This is a genomic window from Rhizobium sp. AG207R, from assembly GCF_027109195.1.
GTDB lineage: Bacteria > Pseudomonadota > Alphaproteobacteria > Rhizobiales > Rhizobiaceae > Rhizobium > Rhizobium dioscoreae.
The window spans coordinates 315356-334091 of the sequence record NZ_JAEPVT010000006.1 but is presented as its reverse complement, the minus strand read 5'-3'; the positions used below and the strand labels follow the sequence as shown (position 1 = coordinate 334091).

Annotated in this window: 21 protein-coding genes; 11 read left to right on the top strand and 10 right to left on the bottom strand. The window is 59.3% G+C overall.

The window, feature by feature from the left end; all coding sequences use genetic code 11:
* The first annotated feature begins 114 nt into the window (after positions 1–114).
* Genes JJQ51_RS16760 through JJQ51_RS16750 form a run of 3 tightly spaced genes read left to right on the top strand, consistent with a single transcriptional unit; the run spans position 115 to position 2623 of the window.
* Positions 115–738, top strand: a complete 624-nt coding sequence (locus JJQ51_RS16760; protein ID WP_069612680.1) for a DUF1285 domain-containing protein — start codon at positions 115–117, stop codon at positions 736–738.
* Positions 735–1370 carry a CoA pyrophosphatase gene (locus tag JJQ51_RS16755; protein WP_113332228.1) on the top strand — a complete coding sequence of 212 codons (636 nt, stop codon included), beginning with the start codon at positions 735–737 and terminating at the stop codon, positions 1368–1370. Before JJQ51_RS16760 ends, JJQ51_RS16755 begins: the two co-directional genes overlap by 4 nt.
* The gene (locus tag JJQ51_RS16750) at positions 1367–2623 is read left to right on the top strand and encodes a CCA tRNA nucleotidyltransferase (protein WP_152092624.1); all 1257 of its coding nucleotides are present in this window, start codon (positions 1367–1369) and stop codon (positions 2621–2623) included. The genes JJQ51_RS16755 and JJQ51_RS16750 overlap by 4 nt, the downstream gene beginning before the upstream one ends.
* A 42-nt stretch (positions 2624–2665) precedes the next feature.
* Here the strand turns inward: JJQ51_RS16750 and JJQ51_RS16745 are convergent, their stop codons facing one another.
* The 3 genes from JJQ51_RS16745 to hemF form a co-directional block, all read right to left on the bottom strand.
* Positions 2666–2851: a DUF1059 domain-containing protein gene (locus tag JJQ51_RS16745; protein WP_075851104.1), complete on the bottom strand. Its 186-nt coding sequence runs from the start codon at positions 2849–2851 to the stop codon at positions 2666–2668.
* 123 nt (positions 2852–2974) lie between these two features.
* Positions 2975–3253: a hypothetical protein gene (locus JJQ51_RS16740; protein WP_113332230.1), complete on the bottom strand. Its 279-nt coding sequence runs from the start codon at positions 3251–3253 to the stop codon at positions 2975–2977.
* A 194-nt stretch (positions 3254–3447) separates the two neighbouring features.
* Positions 3448–4359: an oxygen-dependent coproporphyrinogen oxidase gene (hemF, locus tag JJQ51_RS16735; protein ID WP_113351843.1), complete on the bottom strand. Its 912-nt coding sequence runs from the start codon at positions 4357–4359 to the stop codon at positions 3448–3450.
* A gap of 171 nt (positions 4360–4530) precedes the next feature.
* Here hemF and JJQ51_RS16730 point away from each other — a divergent pair, with 171 nt between their 5' ends.
* Positions 4531–4791, top strand: coding sequence for a hypothetical protein (locus JJQ51_RS16730; protein ID WP_041677939.1), 261 nt, complete (start codon positions 4531–4533; stop codon positions 4789–4791).
* Positions 4792–4880: 89 nt separating this feature from the next.
* Here JJQ51_RS16730 and JJQ51_RS16725 read toward each other — a convergent pair whose 3' ends face one another.
* Positions 4881–6032: a hypothetical protein gene (locus JJQ51_RS16725; protein ID WP_113395371.1), complete on the bottom strand. Its 1152-nt coding sequence runs from the start codon at positions 6030–6032 to the stop codon at positions 4881–4883.
* Positions 6033–6126: 94 nt separating this feature from the next.
* Positions 6127–6618 (bottom strand): tRNA (cytidine(34)-2'-O)-methyltransferase, encoded by a 492-nt coding sequence (locus JJQ51_RS16720; protein ID WP_113395370.1) that lies wholly within the window; start codon positions 6616–6618, stop codon positions 6127–6129.
* Between the two features lie 393 nt (positions 6619–7011).
* Here JJQ51_RS16720 and JJQ51_RS16715 point away from each other — a divergent pair, with 393 nt between their 5' ends.
* On the top strand, positions 7012–8865 hold the full coding sequence (locus tag JJQ51_RS16715) for an ABC transporter ATP-binding protein (protein WP_113395369.1): 1854 nt from the start codon (positions 7012–7014) through the stop codon (positions 8863–8865).
* 40 nt (positions 8866–8905) lie between these two features.
* Here the strand turns inward: JJQ51_RS16715 and JJQ51_RS16710 are convergent, their stop codons facing one another.
* Positions 8906–9181, bottom strand: a complete 276-nt coding sequence (locus JJQ51_RS16710; protein WP_112721478.1) for a type II toxin-antitoxin system RelE/ParE family toxin — start codon at positions 9179–9181, stop codon at positions 8906–8908.
* Positions 9181–9456, bottom strand: a complete 276-nt coding sequence (locus tag JJQ51_RS16705) for a CopG family ribbon-helix-helix protein (protein ID WP_152096207.1) — start codon at positions 9454–9456, stop codon at positions 9181–9183. The genes JJQ51_RS16710 and JJQ51_RS16705 overlap by 1 nt, the downstream gene beginning before the upstream one ends.
* A 206-nt stretch (positions 9457–9662) precedes the next feature.
* Between JJQ51_RS16705 and JJQ51_RS16700 the strand changes: the two genes are divergently transcribed.
* Positions 9663–11525, top strand: coding sequence for an ABC transporter ATP-binding protein (locus tag JJQ51_RS16700; protein ID WP_269244968.1), 1863 nt, complete (start codon positions 9663–9665; stop codon positions 11523–11525).
* 21 nt (positions 11526–11546) lie between these two features.
* Here the strand turns inward: JJQ51_RS16700 and JJQ51_RS16695 are convergent, their stop codons facing one another.
* Positions 11547–12494, bottom strand: coding sequence for an endonuclease/exonuclease/phosphatase family protein (locus JJQ51_RS16695; protein ID WP_152096209.1), 948 nt, complete (start codon positions 12492–12494; stop codon positions 11547–11549).
* 468 nt (positions 12495–12962) lie between these two features.
* On the opposite strand from JJQ51_RS16695, the gene petA reads away from it, so the two are divergent.
* From petA to JJQ51_RS16675, 4 genes are all read left to right on the top strand, one after another.
* Positions 12963–13541: a ubiquinol-cytochrome c reductase iron-sulfur subunit gene (gene petA / locus JJQ51_RS16690; protein WP_069612671.1), complete on the top strand. Its 579-nt coding sequence runs from the start codon at positions 12963–12965 to the stop codon at positions 13539–13541.
* Between the two features lie 14 nt (positions 13542–13555).
* The gene (locus tag JJQ51_RS16685; RefSeq protein WP_112413580.1) at positions 13556–14830 is read left to right on the top strand and encodes a cytochrome b; all 1275 of its coding nucleotides are present in this window, start codon (positions 13556–13558) and stop codon (positions 14828–14830) included.
* 22 nt (positions 14831–14852) lie between these two features.
* The gene (locus JJQ51_RS16680; protein ID WP_069612669.1) at positions 14853–15719 is read left to right on the top strand and encodes a cytochrome c1; all 867 of its coding nucleotides are present in this window, start codon (positions 14853–14855) and stop codon (positions 15717–15719) included.
* A gap of 117 nt (positions 15720–15836) precedes the next feature.
* Positions 15837–16379, top strand: coding sequence for an adenine phosphoribosyltransferase (locus JJQ51_RS16675; RefSeq protein WP_095435409.1), 543 nt, complete (start codon positions 15837–15839; stop codon positions 16377–16379).
* 49 nt (positions 16380–16428) lie between these two features.
* Here the strand turns inward: JJQ51_RS16675 and JJQ51_RS16670 are convergent, their stop codons facing one another.
* Together JJQ51_RS16670 and JJQ51_RS16665 are read right to left on the bottom strand one after the other, a co-directional pair.
* A complete protein-coding gene (locus JJQ51_RS16670) occupies positions 16429–16896 on the bottom strand; it encodes a MaoC family dehydratase (protein WP_113388937.1) in 468 nt (155 codons plus the stop codon).
* The gene (locus JJQ51_RS16665) at positions 16893–17357 is read right to left on the bottom strand and encodes a MaoC family dehydratase (protein WP_145316533.1); all 465 of its coding nucleotides are present in this window, start codon (positions 17355–17357) and stop codon (positions 16893–16895) included. The genes JJQ51_RS16670 and JJQ51_RS16665 overlap by 4 nt, the downstream gene beginning before the upstream one ends.
* 184 nt (positions 17358–17541) lie before the next feature.
* Here JJQ51_RS16665 and JJQ51_RS16660 point away from each other — a divergent pair, with 184 nt between their 5' ends.
* Positions 17542–18666: a hypothetical protein gene (locus tag JJQ51_RS16660; RefSeq protein ID WP_269244967.1), complete on the top strand. Its 1125-nt coding sequence runs from the start codon at positions 17542–17544 to the stop codon at positions 18664–18666.
* Positions 18667–18736 lie beyond the last annotated feature (70 nt).

Here is an 18736-nt window from a genome sequence, read left to right as displayed (position 1 = left end):
TTGCCTCATAATCAATACAACTTATCGCCAGCAAGACCGCTGACAAGCACGTTTCAAATGACTATCTCGTGAGAACTGTCATATTCCTGACTAACGACCAACCGGGACAGAAGAATGGCAACCGAGGAAATCAGGACAACGGGCGATGCCGCAAGCCTCGCGGCGCTGATTTCGCGCGCGGCTGGCGATAGCGGTGGCTCCAAGAAGGGTTTGCCGCCCGTCGATCGCTGGAATCCGCCCTTCTGCGGCGATATCGACATGGAGATCCGCGCCGACGGCACCTGGTTCTATCTCGGCACGCCGATCGGTCGCGCGCCGCTGGTGCGGCTGTTTTCCACAGTTCTGCGCAAAGACGAGGATGGGAAGACCTATCTCGTGACGCCTGTGGAAAAGGTGGGTATTCGCGTGGTCGACGCGCCGTTCGTGGCCGTCGAGATGAGCGTGACGGAGCGTGAGGGCAGACGGGTGCTGACCTTCCGCACCAATGTCGGCGATGTCGTCGAGGCAGGCAGGGATCATCCAATCCGCTTCGTCATCAGCGGTGAGAACGATGAATTGAAGCCTTATCTGCATGTCCGCGGGCGGCTTGAGGCTCTGGTGACGCGTGCGGTCATGTACGATCTCATCGAGCTTGGTGAGCCCGTCGTGATTGCCGGGCGAGAGATCTTCTGCGTGCGTTCCGGCAGCTCCATATTTCCCGTCATGCCGGTTGCCGAACTGGATGCACTGACTCGATGAATGAATTTCCCCTTTATTCCGCGGATGAATTCCGCCGTCGCGCCCTCCATCAGAGTGGCGGACCGGTGGAGCTTGCCTGGCGCGATCACGGCGATCATCTTCTCAATCCCGAGACCATTTCACAGGTCGCGGACCTGAAGCTCAAGGATGCCGCCGTGCTTGTGCCCGTCGTTGACAGCGGCGACGATGCCAAGGTGATCTTCACGCTTAGAACTTCGACGCTGCGCAAGCATTCGGGCCAGATCGCCTTTCCGGGTGGTGCCATCGATCCAGAGGACGCGTCGCCGGAAATGGCGGCGGTGCGCGAAGCGGGCGAGGAAATCGGGCTTGCCGATATCTTCATCGAGCCCGTCGCGCGGCTGCCGCATTATCTGGCAGCGACCGGCTTTCGCATCACGCCCATTCTCGCCGTGGTGAAGCCGGGCTTTCACCTGGCTCTCAATCCGACCGAAGTGGAGGATGTCTTCGAGGTGCCGCTCTCTTTCCTGATGGACCCCGGCCACCACGTGACCGACACGATGCTTTGGCAGGGGACGGAACGCCATTTCTACCGCATGCCCTATGGGCAGCGCATGATCTGGGGCATTACCGCGGGCATCGTCCGCACGCTTTATGAAAGGCTTTATACATGACGTCCGTTGCCGATGAGGCCTGGTTTCGCGATGAGGCATTGCAGCGGGTGCTGGCGCTGCTCGATGCCGATGGCGGCGAGGGGCGCGTGGTCGGTGGTGCCGTCCGCAACAGCCTGATGGGGCTGCCCGTCGCCGATATCGATATAGCCACAACTCTTTTGCCGGAAACGGTTGTGGAACGAGCAGAGGCGGCCGGAATCAGGGCGGTACCAACAGGCATTGCGCATGGTACGGTCACTCTGGTCATCGACGGAAAGCCGTTCGAAATCACCACCTTGCGACGCGATGTGGAGACGGATGGGCGGCGCGCCGTAGTGGCCTTCAGCCAGGATTGGCAGGCCGATGCCGAGCGGCGGGACCTGACGATCAATGCGCTCTATGCATCCGCCGACGGCGAGGTCGCGGATCTCGTCGGCGGGCTTGCCGATCTGGAACGCCGCAATATTCGGTTCATCGGCGATGCTGCGACGCGGATTGCCGAGGATCACTTGCGCATCCTGCGCTTCTTCCGCTTCTTCGCCTATTATGGCAGCGGCCGTCCCGATGCCGATGGCTTGCGCGCCTGTGCCGCCGCAAAGTCGAAGATATCAACACTCTCGGCCGAGCGTGTCTGGTCCGAGATGAAGAAGCTGCTGGCAGCCCCGGACCCGGGCAGGGCGCTGCTCTGGATGCGCCAGATCGGCATTTTGACTGAAGTGCTGCCGGAAACCGAGAAATGGGGCATCGACGCCATTCCTGGGCTGATCGCCGCCGAAGAGGCTCTCGGCTGGCCGTCGGAGGCTCTACTTCGTCTTGCAGCCATTGTGCCGCCCGATGCGGCAAGGCTTGCCAAGCTTGCCGAGCGACTGCGCCTCTCGAAAGCGGAAGGCTCCTATCTGCAGGCCTGGGCGAATGCGCCCATCGTCAAGGACGATATTTCAGAGGCGGCCTTCGATCGCCTGCTTTATCGCCATGATCCGACCGGCGTCGCGGTTCGCCTTAAGTTGGCGCTGGCCGTTGCGCGGAGCAAGGCGGAAGGCGATTTCGAGGAAATGGCCCGCGTGGCGCGGCTCGGGAAATTGTTGGAACGGACGGCAAAATGGAAGAAGCCGGCTTTTCCGCTCAATGGCGCTGATGCGCTTGCCGCGGGCGTCAATGCGGGTCCGCGCGTGGGCGAGCTTCTTGGCAAGATCGAGCAGGAATGGCTCGATGGGAATTTTGCGATGAACCGGGCGAGCCTTCTCGCCCGACTCAAGGACTTAGCCAACGCCTGATAATGAGACCTGCATAGCGGGACTGACTGGCCAGCCTGCCGATCAGGCTGCGTTTGCCTCGTCGCGAATTCGGGCCTTGATATTGTCGACCATGTTTTCGCGGATGATGGTTTCGCCATGCGCTTCGCGCATGTGCTCGACCGCGCGACGAACCACCTCGGCGTCATCCTTGGCGCGAGTATGCCAGGCGCAACCGGGCACGAGCGTACCACATTCGAACAGTCGCATATCTTCCTCCTCATCTTTCAGCGGATTCTCGCCCTACAAAGGACCTGAAGACCTAAACGCAACGAACGAGAAAAGGTTTCTGCCGTCCGGCAAGTCTCCAGCTTGCCGGCGGCTTTCCGGACATTAATCCGGCATCGCCCAGGATTTGAAGCAATCCGACGATTGATAGCGAGTGATAGGCACTTGCTTGGCCGAACGATCGGCCGCGAAGCGGGCGATATCGCTCGGTGATTTGCCCGCCAGCTGCATCCTCACCTGCTCTATGAAGCAGGAAAGGGGCAGATCGGATCCACTGCGGATCCGCATATCCTCCGCCAGTCGGATGATGAACTCCGGACTATCGACTGTGCGCGAAAGTTTCCGTTCTTTCGAAGCTTCCGTGACTTGTTTCTCTGCTGCCATTACAACCTCCTCCGATTGAAACGAGCATTAGATCACTTAGGCACTCCTCCCGCCGATTTCAGGACACCGTCCGATCATTTCATGTTGAACGTCTCAGCGCATCGCGATCTTTCGGATTCGTTCGCTGCGCTTGAAGTTCGAAGCTTTCCCTGCGTCGTTATCGCAAATCGCCGCCTGCTTTTGCGCGACGTGTCTTAGGGCCAGCGCACCACCGGCGGCAGAGACGATAGGATCGACTCCACGTTGCCGCCTGTCTTCAGTCCGAATATTGTACCCCTATCGTACAGCAAATTGAACTCCACATAACGTCCGCGACGAATTAATTGCTCGTCGCGATCCTCTTCCGTCCATGTTTCGTTGAAATTCGAGCGGACAATGCGCGGGTAAACCATCGCGAAGGCGCGGCCGACGTCGCGGGTGAAGGCGAAATCGGCATTCCAGCCGCCGGCGTCTTCCGAAGAATGCAGCCAATCGAAGAAGATGCCGCCGATGCCACGCGGCTCGTTGCGGTGCTTTAGGAAGAAATATTCGTCGCACCAACTCTTGTAGCGTTGGTAGTCGGCGACGGCATGGCGGTCGCAGACGATCTGCATGGCGCGGTGGAAGAGGGCGCTGTCGGGATCTTCCTGGGTGCGTCGGCGATCGAGTACCGGCGTCAGGTCGGCGCCGCCGCCGAACCACTGGCTCGTCGTCACCACCATGCGCGTGTTCATATGCACGGCCGGCACGTTAGGATTGACGGGGTGGGCGATCAGCGAGAGCCCCGAGGCCCAGAAGCGGGGATCTTCCTCGGCGCCCGGAATCTGGCTGCGGAAATCGGGAGAGAATTCGCCATAGACGGTCGAGGTGTGGACGCCGACCTTCTCGAAGACGCGCCCCTCCATCATCGACATGCGGCCGCCGCCGCCCTGGCCCTTGTCCCTCTGCCAGTCCTTGGCGACGAAGCGGCCTGGTTCCTGGTCGGAAAGGGGGCCGGTCAGCTCGTTCTCCAGCTGCTCGAACTCAGCGCAGATCGTGTCGCGCAGGCCCTCGAACCAGTGTCGCGCTGCCTCTTTCTTTTCTTCAATATCCTCGGGTAATCCCTTGGGAAGATTGGGTCGTTCCATTCATGCTCTCCGACGGTGCGAGCAGCCGGCGGCCCGCGATTCGCACCGTATGTATCGTGAGTTGGAATATCAGCAAGATTGCGGCGCAGCCAGTGCAGCAACGTCGCAGGAGAATCGACTCGCAAATTTCACAATGCGGTATTATGTTCCCTCTCTCAAAGGCGAGGTTTTATCATGAAGATACCCGGACCGCCGCCCCTGGATGGGTTGAGAAACAGAATATTCCGTTATCGGCAGGACCATCCCGCCGGTGGAAAGAGTGAATTCGTTCGCGAGACCTTTTGTCTCAGTCGCCCCGAAGCGCGCGAAAAGGCGCGTGAATGGTTCAACGAGTTCCCGAAAGCCGCCTATTGGACCGAGGTCGAAAGCTGGCGTCAGGTCGACGGCGATCGCATCGAATTCACCATGCGGCGCTTGCCGTCGGCGGACTGAACTGAACGATACGGCGCTCGCATCGACGGGTGATGGCTCTCGAAGTGTGTTCCCGTTCCTCCGAGGCTGGCTGGCGATTGGTCGTCAGCTCAATGCGGCATGGTCGGTGACGGATCATCCGACGGGCCGAACGCGGCCGGCTGAGCGCTTGGCATAGGCCTCGCGGAGAAAGCTTTCTTGACCTTCTCGATCGCAGTCGTATTACCGCCGGCCGAAGGCGGCGGAGACTTTGTCTCCTGTATTGCCGCCGGTTCGGCCGCGGCACCGAGCTTTGCAGCTTGGTGTTCTTCAGCTTTCTGATCTTCGGCAATGGGTGATGCCGCGAGAATCTCCATCAGCGTGATGGTCACCGGCAGGTGGCCGCCCAAATCGGTGTTCGTGTGATGCCATGCATGCGCGACGCGCTGATCGGCGTGGATGAACCGTCGGGAATTGATCTCTCCAAACCAGTCCCACTCGCCCATGACATCGATGACATCGTTGAATACCGGAGGCATTGCGATGCGCGCGCCGATCGTCACGATCTTCGTATGCCGCGCCAGCTCAGCAACTCGTCCTTCATCCTGCTTCGAGAGGTTATGCAGGGCGGCAGAAAGGACGAGATTGCCTTTGGAGTGTCCCGCCAGTAGAGGGAAGGAGAGTCGGGGATCGGCGAGAAGCGCCTGTACCGTTCTGGTGTCCAGGCTGGTGCGGGCAGCCGTTTCATTGCGCTGCGCTCCAACCTTGGGCCGGCCGGCAAGATCATCCAGCCTTTCAAGCAACGGCCGCAGCCCCCTCAAATGACCGAAGAAAAACGATCCGCCAAAGGCTTCAGTGATGGCGTCGGCGATGCCGTAGCCTGAGACGACAACGGCGACTGGTGCGTCGATCGCATCGGCCACGTTGCGGGCAAAGGCGGCGGCACCGAGCGCGGAACCGCCGATGCCGGCGACTGCGAGCGCCCGGGCATTGCCGCCGCCGCGCAAGACAAATTCATCGATGGTTTCGCAGAGGGTGAGCGCCCCAAGGCCGCTCGGCGGCACGATCAGGATCGCGCCTTCGGCGGCGAGCGAGTCACTGATGTAGAAAGCTTCCTCGGGTGTAATGACCTTGACGTCGTAGAACAGCGCATCGAGAGCGAGGTTGCGCTGGCGAAGGCCCTCAAGCGCAAGGTTGCGCAAAGGGGAGTGCTGGAGCCGTTCGGGGAGGCTCAATGTACGTGCGAACTGCGTCAGGGAAAGCGTGAATGCCGTCTGGAACATGGGTCACCTCGCCAAGGCTGCCTGAGTTAGAGCATTCCAGAGCGAAGCTTCTCACACTTTATCCGGCGTGCCAACGCCTATTCGGGTGCGACATTCAGGCCCGGTGCAGCCCCAGTGCGGTAAGCGGCGGCCATTGCGTTTGCCGCAAGGCTTCCCCCGATATCATGGCGGCCGACATCGCAACATTGATGGAGCGTTGGCCCTCCACCATGGGGATCAGGACGCGGCCATCGGCCTTTTCATGCACATGCTCCGGCACGCCGGCGCTTTCGCGGCCGAAGAGGAGGATATCGTCGTCGCGATAAGCAAAATCCGTGTAGCGCTGGGCCGCCTTCGTTGAAGCCAGCACCAGCCGCCGCCCGCTTTCCTGCCTCCACGTCTCGAAGCGCTCCCAATTGACGTGCCTGGTCAGGGTGACGGCGGCAAGATAATCCATGCCGGCGCGCTTCAGATTGCGGTCCGATATGTCGAAGCCGGCCGGCTCGATAATGTCGACGCCGAGGCCGAGGCAGGCGGCGAGCCGCAGGATCGTGCCGGTGTTGCCGGGAATGTCGGGTTGGTAAAGGGCGATGCGCAGTTTTGTCATATGCTGCAACTAGCGAAATCGCCTGGATTTGTCTCAGATTTTTCGCGCGCCCTTCATTTCCGTGATGTCTCCTATAAAGAGAATTGAAGGATTCAGCCCATTTTTCAGGCATATTTCGCTTTTCAAACAGAAAAAGTCGCGCTAAAAGACGAGCGCTCTACAACTTGCGAAAGAAGGAGGCACAGATGGATATCTTGTTTGTGATAATGCGCCTCCAGGCCGTGAACTCACGGATTTGACTGGCGCTACAAGGCGCGTATTCGCAAGTACCCCCCTTCTTTAAGTCATTGCGCGGCCGGCATGGCCTCGTTGTTTTATCACCCGGCCACCATATGAGTCTGCGATCTTTCAGCGCAGTGGGTGGTCGAAGGGTCGAGTCTTTGGAGCATTTCAATGTTTAGCTGGTTCGAACGCCGACTAAATCCATTTCCGAGCGAGGTGCCGGACACTCCGCCGCGCGGCCTTTTCGCCTTCTGTTGGCATTATTCCAAGCCGGCTCTGCCATGGCTGATCGCTATGAGCATCCTCACCATGTCGATCGCGATCGGTGAGGTGGCGCTGTTCCAGTTCCTCGGCGATATCGTCGACTGGCTGACACATGCGGATAAGGCGACCTTCCTGCAGACGGAATGGCACAAGCTGTTCTGGATGGGCGCGATGGTGCTGATCGGCTTGCCGGCTGCGGCGATCCTCGACAGCTTCATCATGCACCAGGTGCTGCTCGGCAACTATCCGATGATCGCGCGCTGGCAGATGCACCGCTTCCTGCTGCGCCACAGCATGACCTTTTTCGCCAATGAGTTCGCCGGCCGCGTCGCCACCAAGGTGATGCAGACCTCGCTTGCCGTGCGCGAGACGGTCATGAAGATCCTCGACGTCTTCGTCTACGTGTTCACGTACTTCCTGTCGATGATCCTTGTCATCGCGGCGGCTGACTGGCGGCTGATGATTCCGATCCTGGCCTGGCTTGGCGTCTATGTCGCCATTGTCGCCTATTTCGTGCCGGTGCTACGCAAGATCGCTGCGCAGCAGGCCGATGCGCGTTCGATGATGACGGGCCGTGTGGTCGACAGCTATACCAACATCGCCACGGTGAAGCTGTTCTCGCACGCTGGCCGCGAAGAGAAGTATGCGAGGGCCGGCATGGAGGAATTCCTCGATACCGTGCACAAGCAGATGCGCAAGGTGACGCTGTTCCACGCATCGGTCTATTTCAACAACTGCGCGGCGCTGTTCATCGTCTCGTCTCTGTCGATCTGGTTCTGGCTCAGCGGCTCGATCTCCGTCGGCTCCATCGCCATTGCCATCGGCCTTGCCATGCGTGTCAACGGCATGTCGCAATGGGTGATGTGGGAAGTCTCGGCGCTCTTCGAAAATATCGGCACCGTCTATGACGGCATGGAGATGATGACGAAGCCGCACGATATCGTCGACAAGCCGGCAGCATCGCCGATCGTGGCCAAGCAAGGTGCGATCCGCTTCGACCACATTCGCTTCCATTACGGCAAGGCGAAGGGTGTCATGGAGGATCTGACCCTCGATATCCGCGCCGGCGAAAAGGTCGGCCTTGTCGGCCGCTCCGGTGCCGGCAAGACGACACTGATGAACCTGCTGCTGCGCTTCTACGATCTGGAGGGCGGCCGCATCACCATCGACGGCCACGATATCGCGGGCGTCACGCAGGACAGCCTTCGCTCGATGATCGGTGTGGTGACGCAGGACACGTCGCTGCTGCACCGATCCATCCGCGACAACATCGCCTACGGCCGTCCGGACGCGACCGACGAGGAAATCATCCAGGCGGCCAAGCGCGCCAATGCCTGGGACTTCATCGAGGGGCTGGTGGATATGCATGGCCGCACCGGGCTCGACGCGCAGGTCGGCGAGCGGGGTGTCAAACTGTCAGGCGGCCAGCGCCAGCGTATTGCGATCGCCCGCGTCTTCCTGAAGGACGCGCCGATCCTGGTGCTCGACGAGGCAACCTCGGCGCTCGATTCCGAAGTGGAAGCAGCGATCCAGGAAAACCTCTTCGCGCTGATGCACGGCAAGACGGTGATTGCCATTGCCCATCGCCTGTCGACGCTGACCGAGATGGACCGCCTCGTCGTTCTCGACAAGGGTCGGATCATCGAGATGGGCACACATCAGGAACTGGTCGAGGAGGGCGGCATCTATGCCGAACTCTGGAGCCGGCAATCGGGTGGGTTTTTGGCGGATCACGAGGAGGCCGAGGCGGCGGCGGAGTGATGAAGGGAACATTGGGGTGCTTCGGCACCCCATCATTGTTTCAGCGATCTTCTCGTCCGTGCCATATGCGCAGAATGAAAACAGTCGAGCCTGCAATTTCGTAGCGCATTTCATAAGCGCCTACCAGGATGCGCCTGACGTCGCGAGGCTCGAATTCTTCAAGTCTTTCCCCGATGCGCGGATGCTGAAGGAGCTGCAGCGGAGCGGATGAAAGAGTTTGTGCGGCTCTGATTGCCGCAGGCCTGTTGACCGGTGCCAGAAAGTCGTAGACGCGGATCAAATCGGATTGTGCTTTCGCAGTCCACTTGATTTCGATCAACGGGATTGAGCCTCGTCTTCCGACGTGCCCAAGTCGCGCACCCAATCCCAAATAAGCTGATGGTCGACAACATTCCCGGCATCCACATCGGCCAGTGCTTCAAGTGTCAGCCTGTGACGCTCTTCCTGCAGAGCGACCCAATCATTGAGTGCTTGCTTCATGATCCATCCCCGGGAGCGCTCCAGCCGAGCGGCTATCTGGTCAACTTTTTCCGCCAACGACAGCGGAACATGTGTCGTCAGAACTTTCGTGTCGGCCGTCTTGTTGTTCATTTCGATCGCGTCCTATTCCTTGCTATAAAATAGGCGAATGATGGATTTTGTATAGATTTATCGGATTCAATCTTTCTGATTAAGTTTGATTAAATCACCGATGAAGAACGGAACTTCAAGTGCGCGGCTGAACATGAAGAAAATATAACCTTTTCTGCGGCACGCCGTGAGTTTGCGCGTGTCTCAAAATTCCCTATATCGCTGGCATGTTCATCCGTTCCGTGTTCCGTCTGTTCGAGACCTGGATTGATCCTTACTATCGTAGCGGCGATCTTCGGCCGCCGCGGTCGCTCGGTGCCTTCATCTGGTACTATGTTGGTCAGGCCAAGGGGCCTTTCATGGCGATGGCGGCACTCGGCGGTGCCGTCGCGATGCTCGAGGCGGCGCTGTTCTGGTTCGTCGGGCATCTCGTCGATATCCTTGACAAGGTGAAGCCGGGCGAGGGGTGGTCGGGGTTGCTTGCCGGCCATGGCGCGGCGCTGCTCGGCATGGTTTTCGTCGTGCTCGTGGTGCGCTTCGTTGTCGTCAGCCTCGGCGCATTGGTCGAGGAACAGGTGGTCGTGCCAGGGTTTCTCAATCTCGTGCGCTGGCAGGCTTATCGCCATGTGGCGAGGCAGTCCGTCGAATTCTTCCAGAACGATTTTTCCGGCCGTGTCGTCACCAAGGTCTGGTCGGCGGGGCAGGCGACGGGTGATCTCGTTGTGTCGCTGCTGCAAGTCGTTTGGTTCATCATCATCTATGCCGCGTCGACCATCGCGCTGGTCGGCGGGCTGGACTGGCGGCTGGCGCTGGTCATCGCGGTCTGGATCGGCGTCTTCTCTCTGCTTGCGCGATATTTCGTGCCACGCATCCGCCGGCATGCGCGCAACGCGGCCGAAGCGTCCTCAATGCTGAACGGCCGCATGGTCGATGCCTACGCCAATATTCAGACGCTGAAGCTCTTTGGCCGGGAGGAGCAGAACGACCACTACATCCGCAATGGTTTCGACCGCTTCCAGGCCGCCGTCATGCCGTTCACACGATTGTTGACCGGCGTGCGCTCATCGCTGGCGCTGCTGTCAGGCGTCATGATCACCACGATCGGCGCGCTCGCCGTCCATCTCTGGCTGGCGGGTGAAATCTCGACCGGAGGCGTCGCCTTCACGCTCAGCATGGTGCTGCGCCTGAACATGCTCTTCGGCCGAATGATGTCGCAGTTCAATGCCATCATGCGTAATCTCGGCACCATTCAGAATTCAGCCGAGATGATCTCCGAGCCGATCGGTCTGGTCGATCGGCCTGATGCCAAGGATCTGGTCGTCACTGGGCCGGAAATTCGTTTCGACGATGTGACGTTTCACTATGGGCGCGGTGGCGGCATCATCGACAATTTTTCTCTCAACGTACGCGCGGGGGAAAAGGTTGGCATCGTCGGCCGCTCGGGAGCGGGCAAGACGACGCTCGTCAATCTGCTGTTGCGTTTCTACGATCTTGAGGGCGGGCGTATCCTGATCGACGGACAGGATATTGCCACCGTCAGGCAGGAGTCGCTGCGTAGCGCGATCGGTATGGTGACGCAGGACACCGCTCTCCTCAATCGCTCCATCCGCGATAATATCCTCTTCGGTCGGCCTGACGCTACCGACGAGCAGATGGTGGAGGCGGCCCAGCGGGCGGAGGCGGATCGCTTCATCACCGCTCTCGAAGATCAGAAGGGGCGCACCGCTTATGCCGCCCATGTCGGCGAGCGCGGTGTCAAGCTTTCAGGCGGCCAACGCCAGCGCATTGCGATCGCGCGCGTCATGCTGAAGGACGCGCCCATTCTCGTGCTCGACGAGGCGACGTCCGCGCTGGATTCGGAAGCTGAGGCCGTGCTGCAGTCCAATCTGGATAGTCTGATGAAGGGCAAGACCGTGCTTGTGATCGCGCATCGGCTGTCGACCATCGCCAAGCTCGACCGGTTGATCGTCATCGACAAGGGCGAGGTCATCGAAGAGGGGACGCATGACGAGCTGATCGCTCGCGGTGGCCTCTATTCCGAACTCTGGGCACGTCAGTCCGGCGGTTTCATTGCGGCGGATGCCGATTGAGCCACCCCGAAACCCGCCGGATCATTTCTGCCGAGGCACGCTGAACTCCGTCATCAGGCCGAAATGATTCGAGCCCATGGCGTCGCGGATCTGCTTTACGGATATCAGCCGCAACGGCGCACGGGCGAAGACGTGATCGATGGTGATGCCATAGGCGCCCGCAGCAATCGGCCATGTGGCGGGCTCGGGAAAGGCATGGCGAAGGCCGGTTGCCGCCAGGAAGTCGCGCATATCGGGCGTGATGACCGAGGCGTTGAAATCGCCTGCGAGAATCAACGGCCCTTTCACGTCATTAAGGGCCGGAGCGAGGAGACCGAGCTCGATCTGGTGGAATGCATCGAAATAAGGCTTGCTCAGATGAACGGAGGCGAAGTTCACGGGCTGGCCGTCCATGTCGATGGTGGCGAGAATGAAGCGATTGTCCCAGAGGCTGCCGAGGCTGCGCATGAGTTGGGTTTGGAACGGTCTCTTCGACAGCAGCAGGGAATCGCAATCGGTGGTCATCACGCCGCAGCCGATGCGGTTGGGATAGACTTTCAAGATGCGGTCCATCTCGGAAAAGATCGGTCCTGCCTCGAAGATTTCGACGACGTCGGCTTTCGAGGCGATGATGAGATCGGCGATGCGAGGGCCGTTTTCGAAATTGCTGTCCTCTATGTTGAAGGAGAGCAACCTGAAATGCTCGCCGCTCGCCTCAGCCGAAGCGACGAGCGAAGACGTGGTGTATTGCTGCAGCATGAGGACGGAGTGAACCAGCAGGATGATCCCTGCGGCAGTCAGGAAGAGCGCATACCAGTGACGCTTAAAGGCGAATGCGATCAAGGCGAGCAGGATCGCGAACAGGCTTATATGGGTCTGCAGACTTTCGAAAAAGGCCAGCAGCCAGGAATCGGCGACGTAACGCGCGGCTAGGATGCCGACCGCCAGTGTGGCGAGAACGCATAGGACGCAATAAATCGTGTGTCTCATGAGAAGTTCTCGTGCTTCGTTTTCGCTGCAGCGTATGCGCAAGACAACGAGTGCAATCCTCCATAAATCCCGGGGGAAATCCATTTGGATTTAAGTGGTAAAGCGCAGGTCACACTGAGTGGCGAAAGTGATGATACCGCAGTGCCTTCCGCAATGCAGCATTGAAATCATTGTCTATTTTGCCTTGCAATATAAGAAGATACTACAGAAATCCCCAGATTTTTCATGGGTTTAACTTTTCGCATCGGTGCCGAAAGAGTTCAGGCTCCAACCTTGCGACGCAATAGCGCAGTTTTGCCGCGACATTGTGCCCTGACCCCTTGCCAAGACTGGACATAATTTGCGATCAAGCTTAGAACGCAGCGGGTTACGGAGGAATCTATGGCGGAATTATGGTCGCATTGATTCGCCGTTAGTGAGAGGGGTACCGCGGTTTTGCCGTGGTTTGCGGGAAGAGGATGTGCAGCTTTGAGCGAGCATAGTACGACAGTTGAGTCCAGCGGCGAGCCGACTCGTCGCGATTTCCTTTATTTGACGACAGGTATGGCCGGTGCGGTGGGTGCTGTTGCCGTCGCATGGCCGTTTATCGACCAGATGCGTCCGGACGCATCGACACTTGCTCTTGCATCCATCGAAGTCGATGTGTCGAGCCTTGAGCCCGGCATGTCGTTGACGGTGAAGTGGCGCGGTAAACCCGTCTTCATCCGTAACCGCACGCAGAAAGAAATCGACGATGCCAAGGGTACGCAGCTTTCGGACTTGAAGGATCCGATCGCTCGCAACGCCAATCTTCCGTCCGATGCACAAGCAACCGACGTTGCCCGTTCGGCCGGGGAAGGCAAGGAAAACTGGCTCGTCATGATCGGCGTCTGCACCCATCTGGGTTGCATTCCACTCGGCCAGGCAGGTGAATATGGCGGGTGGTTCTGTCCCTGCCATGGTTCGGTCTACGATACCGCCGGTCGCATCCGTCACGGGCCTGCGCCGCAGAACCTCTTCATCCCGCAATATGCGTTTACGTCGGAAAAGAAGATCAAGGTCGGTTGAGGGGGAGCTGAATCATGAGTGGTCATTCGTCTTACGAGCCATCGACAGGGCTCGAAAAATGGGTAGACGCGCGGCTTCCGTTGCCGCGTATGGTCTATGACAGTTTCATCGCCTATCCGGTTCCCCGCAACTTGAACTATGCCTATACGTTCGGCGCCATGCTGGCGGTCATGCTGGTCCTGCAGATCCTGACCGGCGTCGTGCTGGCGATGCATTACGCGGCCAACACGGCGATTGCGTTCAACTCGGTCGAAAAGATCGTCCGCGACGTCAATCACGGCTGGCTGTTGCGCTACATGCACGCCAACGGCGCATCTTTCTTCTTCGTGGCCGTCTACCTGCACATTGCCCGCGGCCTTTACTACGGCTCTTATAAGGCGCCGCGCGAAATCCTCTGGATTCTCGGCGTGATCATCTACCTCCTGATGATGGCGACCGCCTTCATGGGCTACGTACTGCCCTGGGGTCAGATGTCTTTCTGGGGTGCGACCGTTATCACCGGTTTCTTCTCGGCCTTCCCATGGGTCGGCGACTGGATCCAGACCTTCCTTCTCGGCGGCTTCGCCGTCGATGATCCGACGCTCAACCGCTTCTTCTCGCTGCACTATCTGCTGCCGTTCATGATTGCAGGTGTCGTCATCCTGCATATCTGGGCGCTGCATGTGACCGGCCAGACGAACCCGACCGGCGTCGAAGTGAAGCTGAAGACCGACACTGTCGCCTTCACGCCCTATGCGACGCTGAAGGATGCGCTTGGCGTCTCCATCTTCCTGCTGGTCTTCGCCTATTTCGTCTTCTACCTGCCGAACTTCCTCGGTCATGCCGATAACTACATCCCGGCCAATCCGCTGAAGACGCCGGCTCATATCGTTCCGGAATGGTACTTCCTGCCGTTCTACGCGATGCTGCGCTCGATCACCTTCAACATCGGCCCGATCGACTCCAAGCTCGGTGGCGTTCTGACGATGTTCGGCGCGATCATTGTGCTGTTCTTCCTGCCCTGGCTCGATACGTCGAAGATCCGCTCGGCCGTCTATCGTCCCTGGTACAAGCTGTTCTTCTGGCTGTTCATCGCCGATGCCATCCTGCTCGGCTGGCTGGGCTCGCAGCCCGCGGAAGGCATCTACACCACGGCTGCGCAGTTTGCGACGCTGTTCTACTTCCTCTTCTTCCTCGTCATCATGCCTGTGCTCGGCATTGTCGAGACACCGAGGCGCATTCCAAATTCGATTACGGAAGCGGTTCTTGAGAAACAGGGCGGTAAAGTTGCCGCTTCGGTTCAAGCATAACCGGCGATAGAGGAAGAAAACGATGAAAAAACTTGTTGTCGGCCTTCTATCCCTGACGCTCATCGGCGGCCTCTCGACCGCCGCTGTGATCGCTGCGGAAACGAAGCCTGCCGCGGAAGCAGAGACGCCGCACTATCCGCTGAAGGAGCCGCGCGAGCAGCATTGGACCTTCTCCGGCCCGTTCGGCTATTATGACAAGGCGCAGCTGCAGCGTGGCCTGAAGGTCTACACGGAAGTCTGTTCCGCCTGCCATTCGATGAAGCTGGTGGCTTACCGCACGCTGGAAGACCTCGGCTATACGGAAGCACAGGTGAAGGCCTTCGCTGCCAATTACGAAGTGCAGGACGGCCCGAACCCTCAGGGTGAAATGTTCAGCCGCAAGGCGCTTCCGTCTGACCATTTCAACTCGCCGTTCCCGAATGACGAGGCTGCTGCGGCCTCCAACAACGGGGCCGTGCCGCCCGATATGTCGCTGCTTGCCAAGGCACGCGAAATCGAGCGCGGCTTCCCGCAGTTCATCTTCGACATCTTTACGCAGTATCAGGAAGGTGGGCCGGACTATATCTACTCGCTGCTGACCGGCTACGAAGAGCCGCCGGCCGGGTTCAAGGTGCCGCAGAACTCGCACTATAATCCGTATTTCGATGCGGCTGCGACCTTTGCGATGCCGAAGCCGCTTTCCGACGGCCAAGTGACCTATGACGATGGCTCGCCGCAGACTGTGGACCAGTATGCGCGCGACGTGGCGGCGTTTCTGATGTGGACCTCCGAACCGCATCTGGAAGATCGCAAGCACCTTGGCTTCATGGTCATGGTATTCCTGCTGATCTTCTCAATCTTAATCTATCTCACCAAGCGTTCCGTCTATGCAAAGGCCGGCGCTCACTGAGCATCGCGACAATGATCGAGAAAAGGCGGCCCGGCGAGGTCGCCTTTTTTGTTGGTATAGCGCCTTGGTATTGATAGGGTGCAACCGGCCCTATCACAGCCTGAGAGACTATATTTGATGAACACTATTGCTTCGGAGCTTGCCGCCAGCATCCGCTCCATTCCGGATTACCCCAAGCCCGGCATCATCTTTCGCGATATCACGACGATGCTTGGCGACGCCAGGGCATTCCGCCGTGCTGTCGATGCGCTGGTGCAGCCTTACGCCGGCACGAAGATCGACAAAGTCGCCGGAATGGAAGCACGCGGCTTCATTCTCGGAGGGGCGGTGGCCCATCAGCTGTCGTCCGGCTTCGTGCCGATCCGCAAGAAGGGCAAGCTGCCGCACGACATCGTCCGCATCGCCTACAGCCTGGAATATGGTGTCGACGAAATGGAGATGCACCGTGATGCGGTCAATCCGGGTGAGAGGGTCATCCTCGTCGACGACCTGATCGCGACGGGCGGAACCGCCGTCGGCGCGACGAAGCTTCTACGCCAGATCGGCGCCGAAGTGGTTGCCGCCTGCTTCGTCATCGACCTGCCTGACCTTGGCGGCCGCAGGAAGCTCGAGGAGCTCGACGTGCCGGTTCACACATTGGTGGAATTTTCCGGTCACTGACCGCGTTCGGAAGATTGGCGAGGGCCGTTATGAACGGCCCCGCAGCTCGCTATTCAGAGGCAAGCACCGTGCTTTCGAACCGTAGGGCCGGCAAGCCGTCCTGGTTTATTCCGTCACAAGCGAGTGTGTAGAGCGTCCAGCCCGGGCGCGAGGCCAAAGCGCGGCTACCAAGGATCGCAACGCCATAACTGATGGTATCGCCGGCAAAGACCGGCCGCAGCCATTGCAGCTTCGTGAAGCCGGGCGAGGGGCCGAGAACGGGCGGCGTCTTGCCCTCGGCAGTCAGTCTTGCCGTTTCGGATTTCCAATAATCGACGAAGCTGCGCATCCACATGGAGCAGCTATGCCATCCCGAGGCACAGAGGCCGCCGAACAAGGAATGCTTGGCCGCTTCCGCATCCATATGGAAGATTTGCGGGTCGAAGCGCGAGGCAAAATGGACGATGCCCTCAGGCGTGAAGGTATGGCTGCCGATGTCGATGCGTTCGCCGACAGCGTAGAGGTCGCTCATCTTCATGCCGAAACCTCCGCAACACTGCGCATGCGGATCATGACCGCATTCTCTCCGAGGCAGACCAGTTCGCCGCGTTGATTTTCGACCTCGTGGCGAAACTTGACGATGCCGATGCCGGGGCGAGAACGCATGGCGCGTATCTCCACGACGATGGACCGGCCAGAGAGTGTATCTCCGGCCAGAACGGGCTTTTTCCACTCCATGAAATCGATGCCGGGCGCGCCTTCGGCATCGGTGGCAAGGAGATAGGAGTCGCACATCATGCGCATGAACATGGACGATGTATGCCAGCCGGAAGCGGCAAGGCCGCCGAGAATGCTGGCACGGCCGGCTTCCTCGTCCAGATGCATCGGTTGTGGGTCGAATTCGCTAGCGAACTCGATGATCTCCGCCGCCGTTACATGCTTTTGGCCGAGCGGAAATTCTTGTCCCGGCAGGAAGTCTTCGTAGACGAATTTCGTCATATCTTCTGTCGTCCTCCACGTCTCGTTTATCGGCAATCGCATGGCCCGCGGTGCTGGCGCAAGCATTTTCACGGTCAATACAAAGAAGGGACGACGATGACTGTCTATTGGCCGCCGACAGCCCTTGATTGTATGCCGGCGATATGTTGAGGCTTGGTCGTGGCAAGATGATGTGAGAGCTGGAATGAGCGAACTCAAAGTCGCATTGGAAGAGGCAGCCGGCGCGGGGATCATTTCCTCCAGTCAGGCCGAGAGATTGCTGCCCTATCTGGCGGACAAGAACATCGGTGCGTTGCCGACCGGACAGGGTCTCTCTGCACCGCGTTTTCCAGATGATCCCAACCCTCTGGAGGATACGGAAGCGCCGCGTTTCGTGCGGGGCTTTCACGATGTGCTCATCACTATCGGTCTCGTCGTTTTGCTCATCGGGCTATGGGGGCTGGCGAACCGTTATGCGCCCTTGCTGGCAATCGTCGTCCTGGCCGAGATCCTGGTGCGCCGACAGCGGTTGGCGCTTCCGGCCGTGGTCTTGACCGTCGCGCTCGTTGTCTGGATTTTTTACATGGTGGTCAGCTATGTGAGTTCCACACCGGCGCTGAGCGATAATTTCACGGTCGGCGCAATCGTGCTGGTGGCGCCATTTCCGCTGTCGCTGGCCTTGTTTTACTGGCGCTACCGCGTCCCGCTGTCGCTGGCCTTGTTCCTGTTTTCGCTGTTTGGCCTGTTTCTCGCCGCAGTTTTCTATGTCGCCGGCACGGTAACCGGCTCTTCGAATGTGCCAGCGGATTACCCCATCCAGACGATGATGATCTTGCTGGTGACCGCGCTTGGCAGTTTCGCATTGGCAATGCGCTATGATCTCAGCGATCCGCAGAGAGTTACGCGCCGGTCCGACGTTGCCTTCTGGCTGCATCTCGCAACGGCGCCGGCTCTGCTTTATTCGACGATCCTCTTGGCCTTGCGCCTCGAGCTCGCCAGTAGCGGCATGGTCTTCACCAATCTCACCGATGCCCTCTTCGGGGGCTATCTGCAGGCGGTGACCGTCCTTGTGGCGGTGCTGGTGATGATGCTGATCGGGCTTGTCATCGATCGCCGCGCTTTCGTGACCGCCGGCCTCGTGTCGCTCGGCCTCGCGACCGCGGCCATTCTCCGGCACAATAATGCCGGGCTCGACAAGGTCGGCTTCCTGGTGCTGATGATTGTCGGTCTGGTGGTGCTCGTCATCGGTATCGGCTGGGCCGATCTGCGCCGCTTCATCGTGCGGCGGCTGCCTGCAGGCATACAGGCGAGATTGCCAGCACTGAGATAGAGCTTTTCCGCTTTTCTTCGAATCGCGAAAACGCTCTATCCTTTTGTTTTAGAGCGGGATGCCGAAAAGT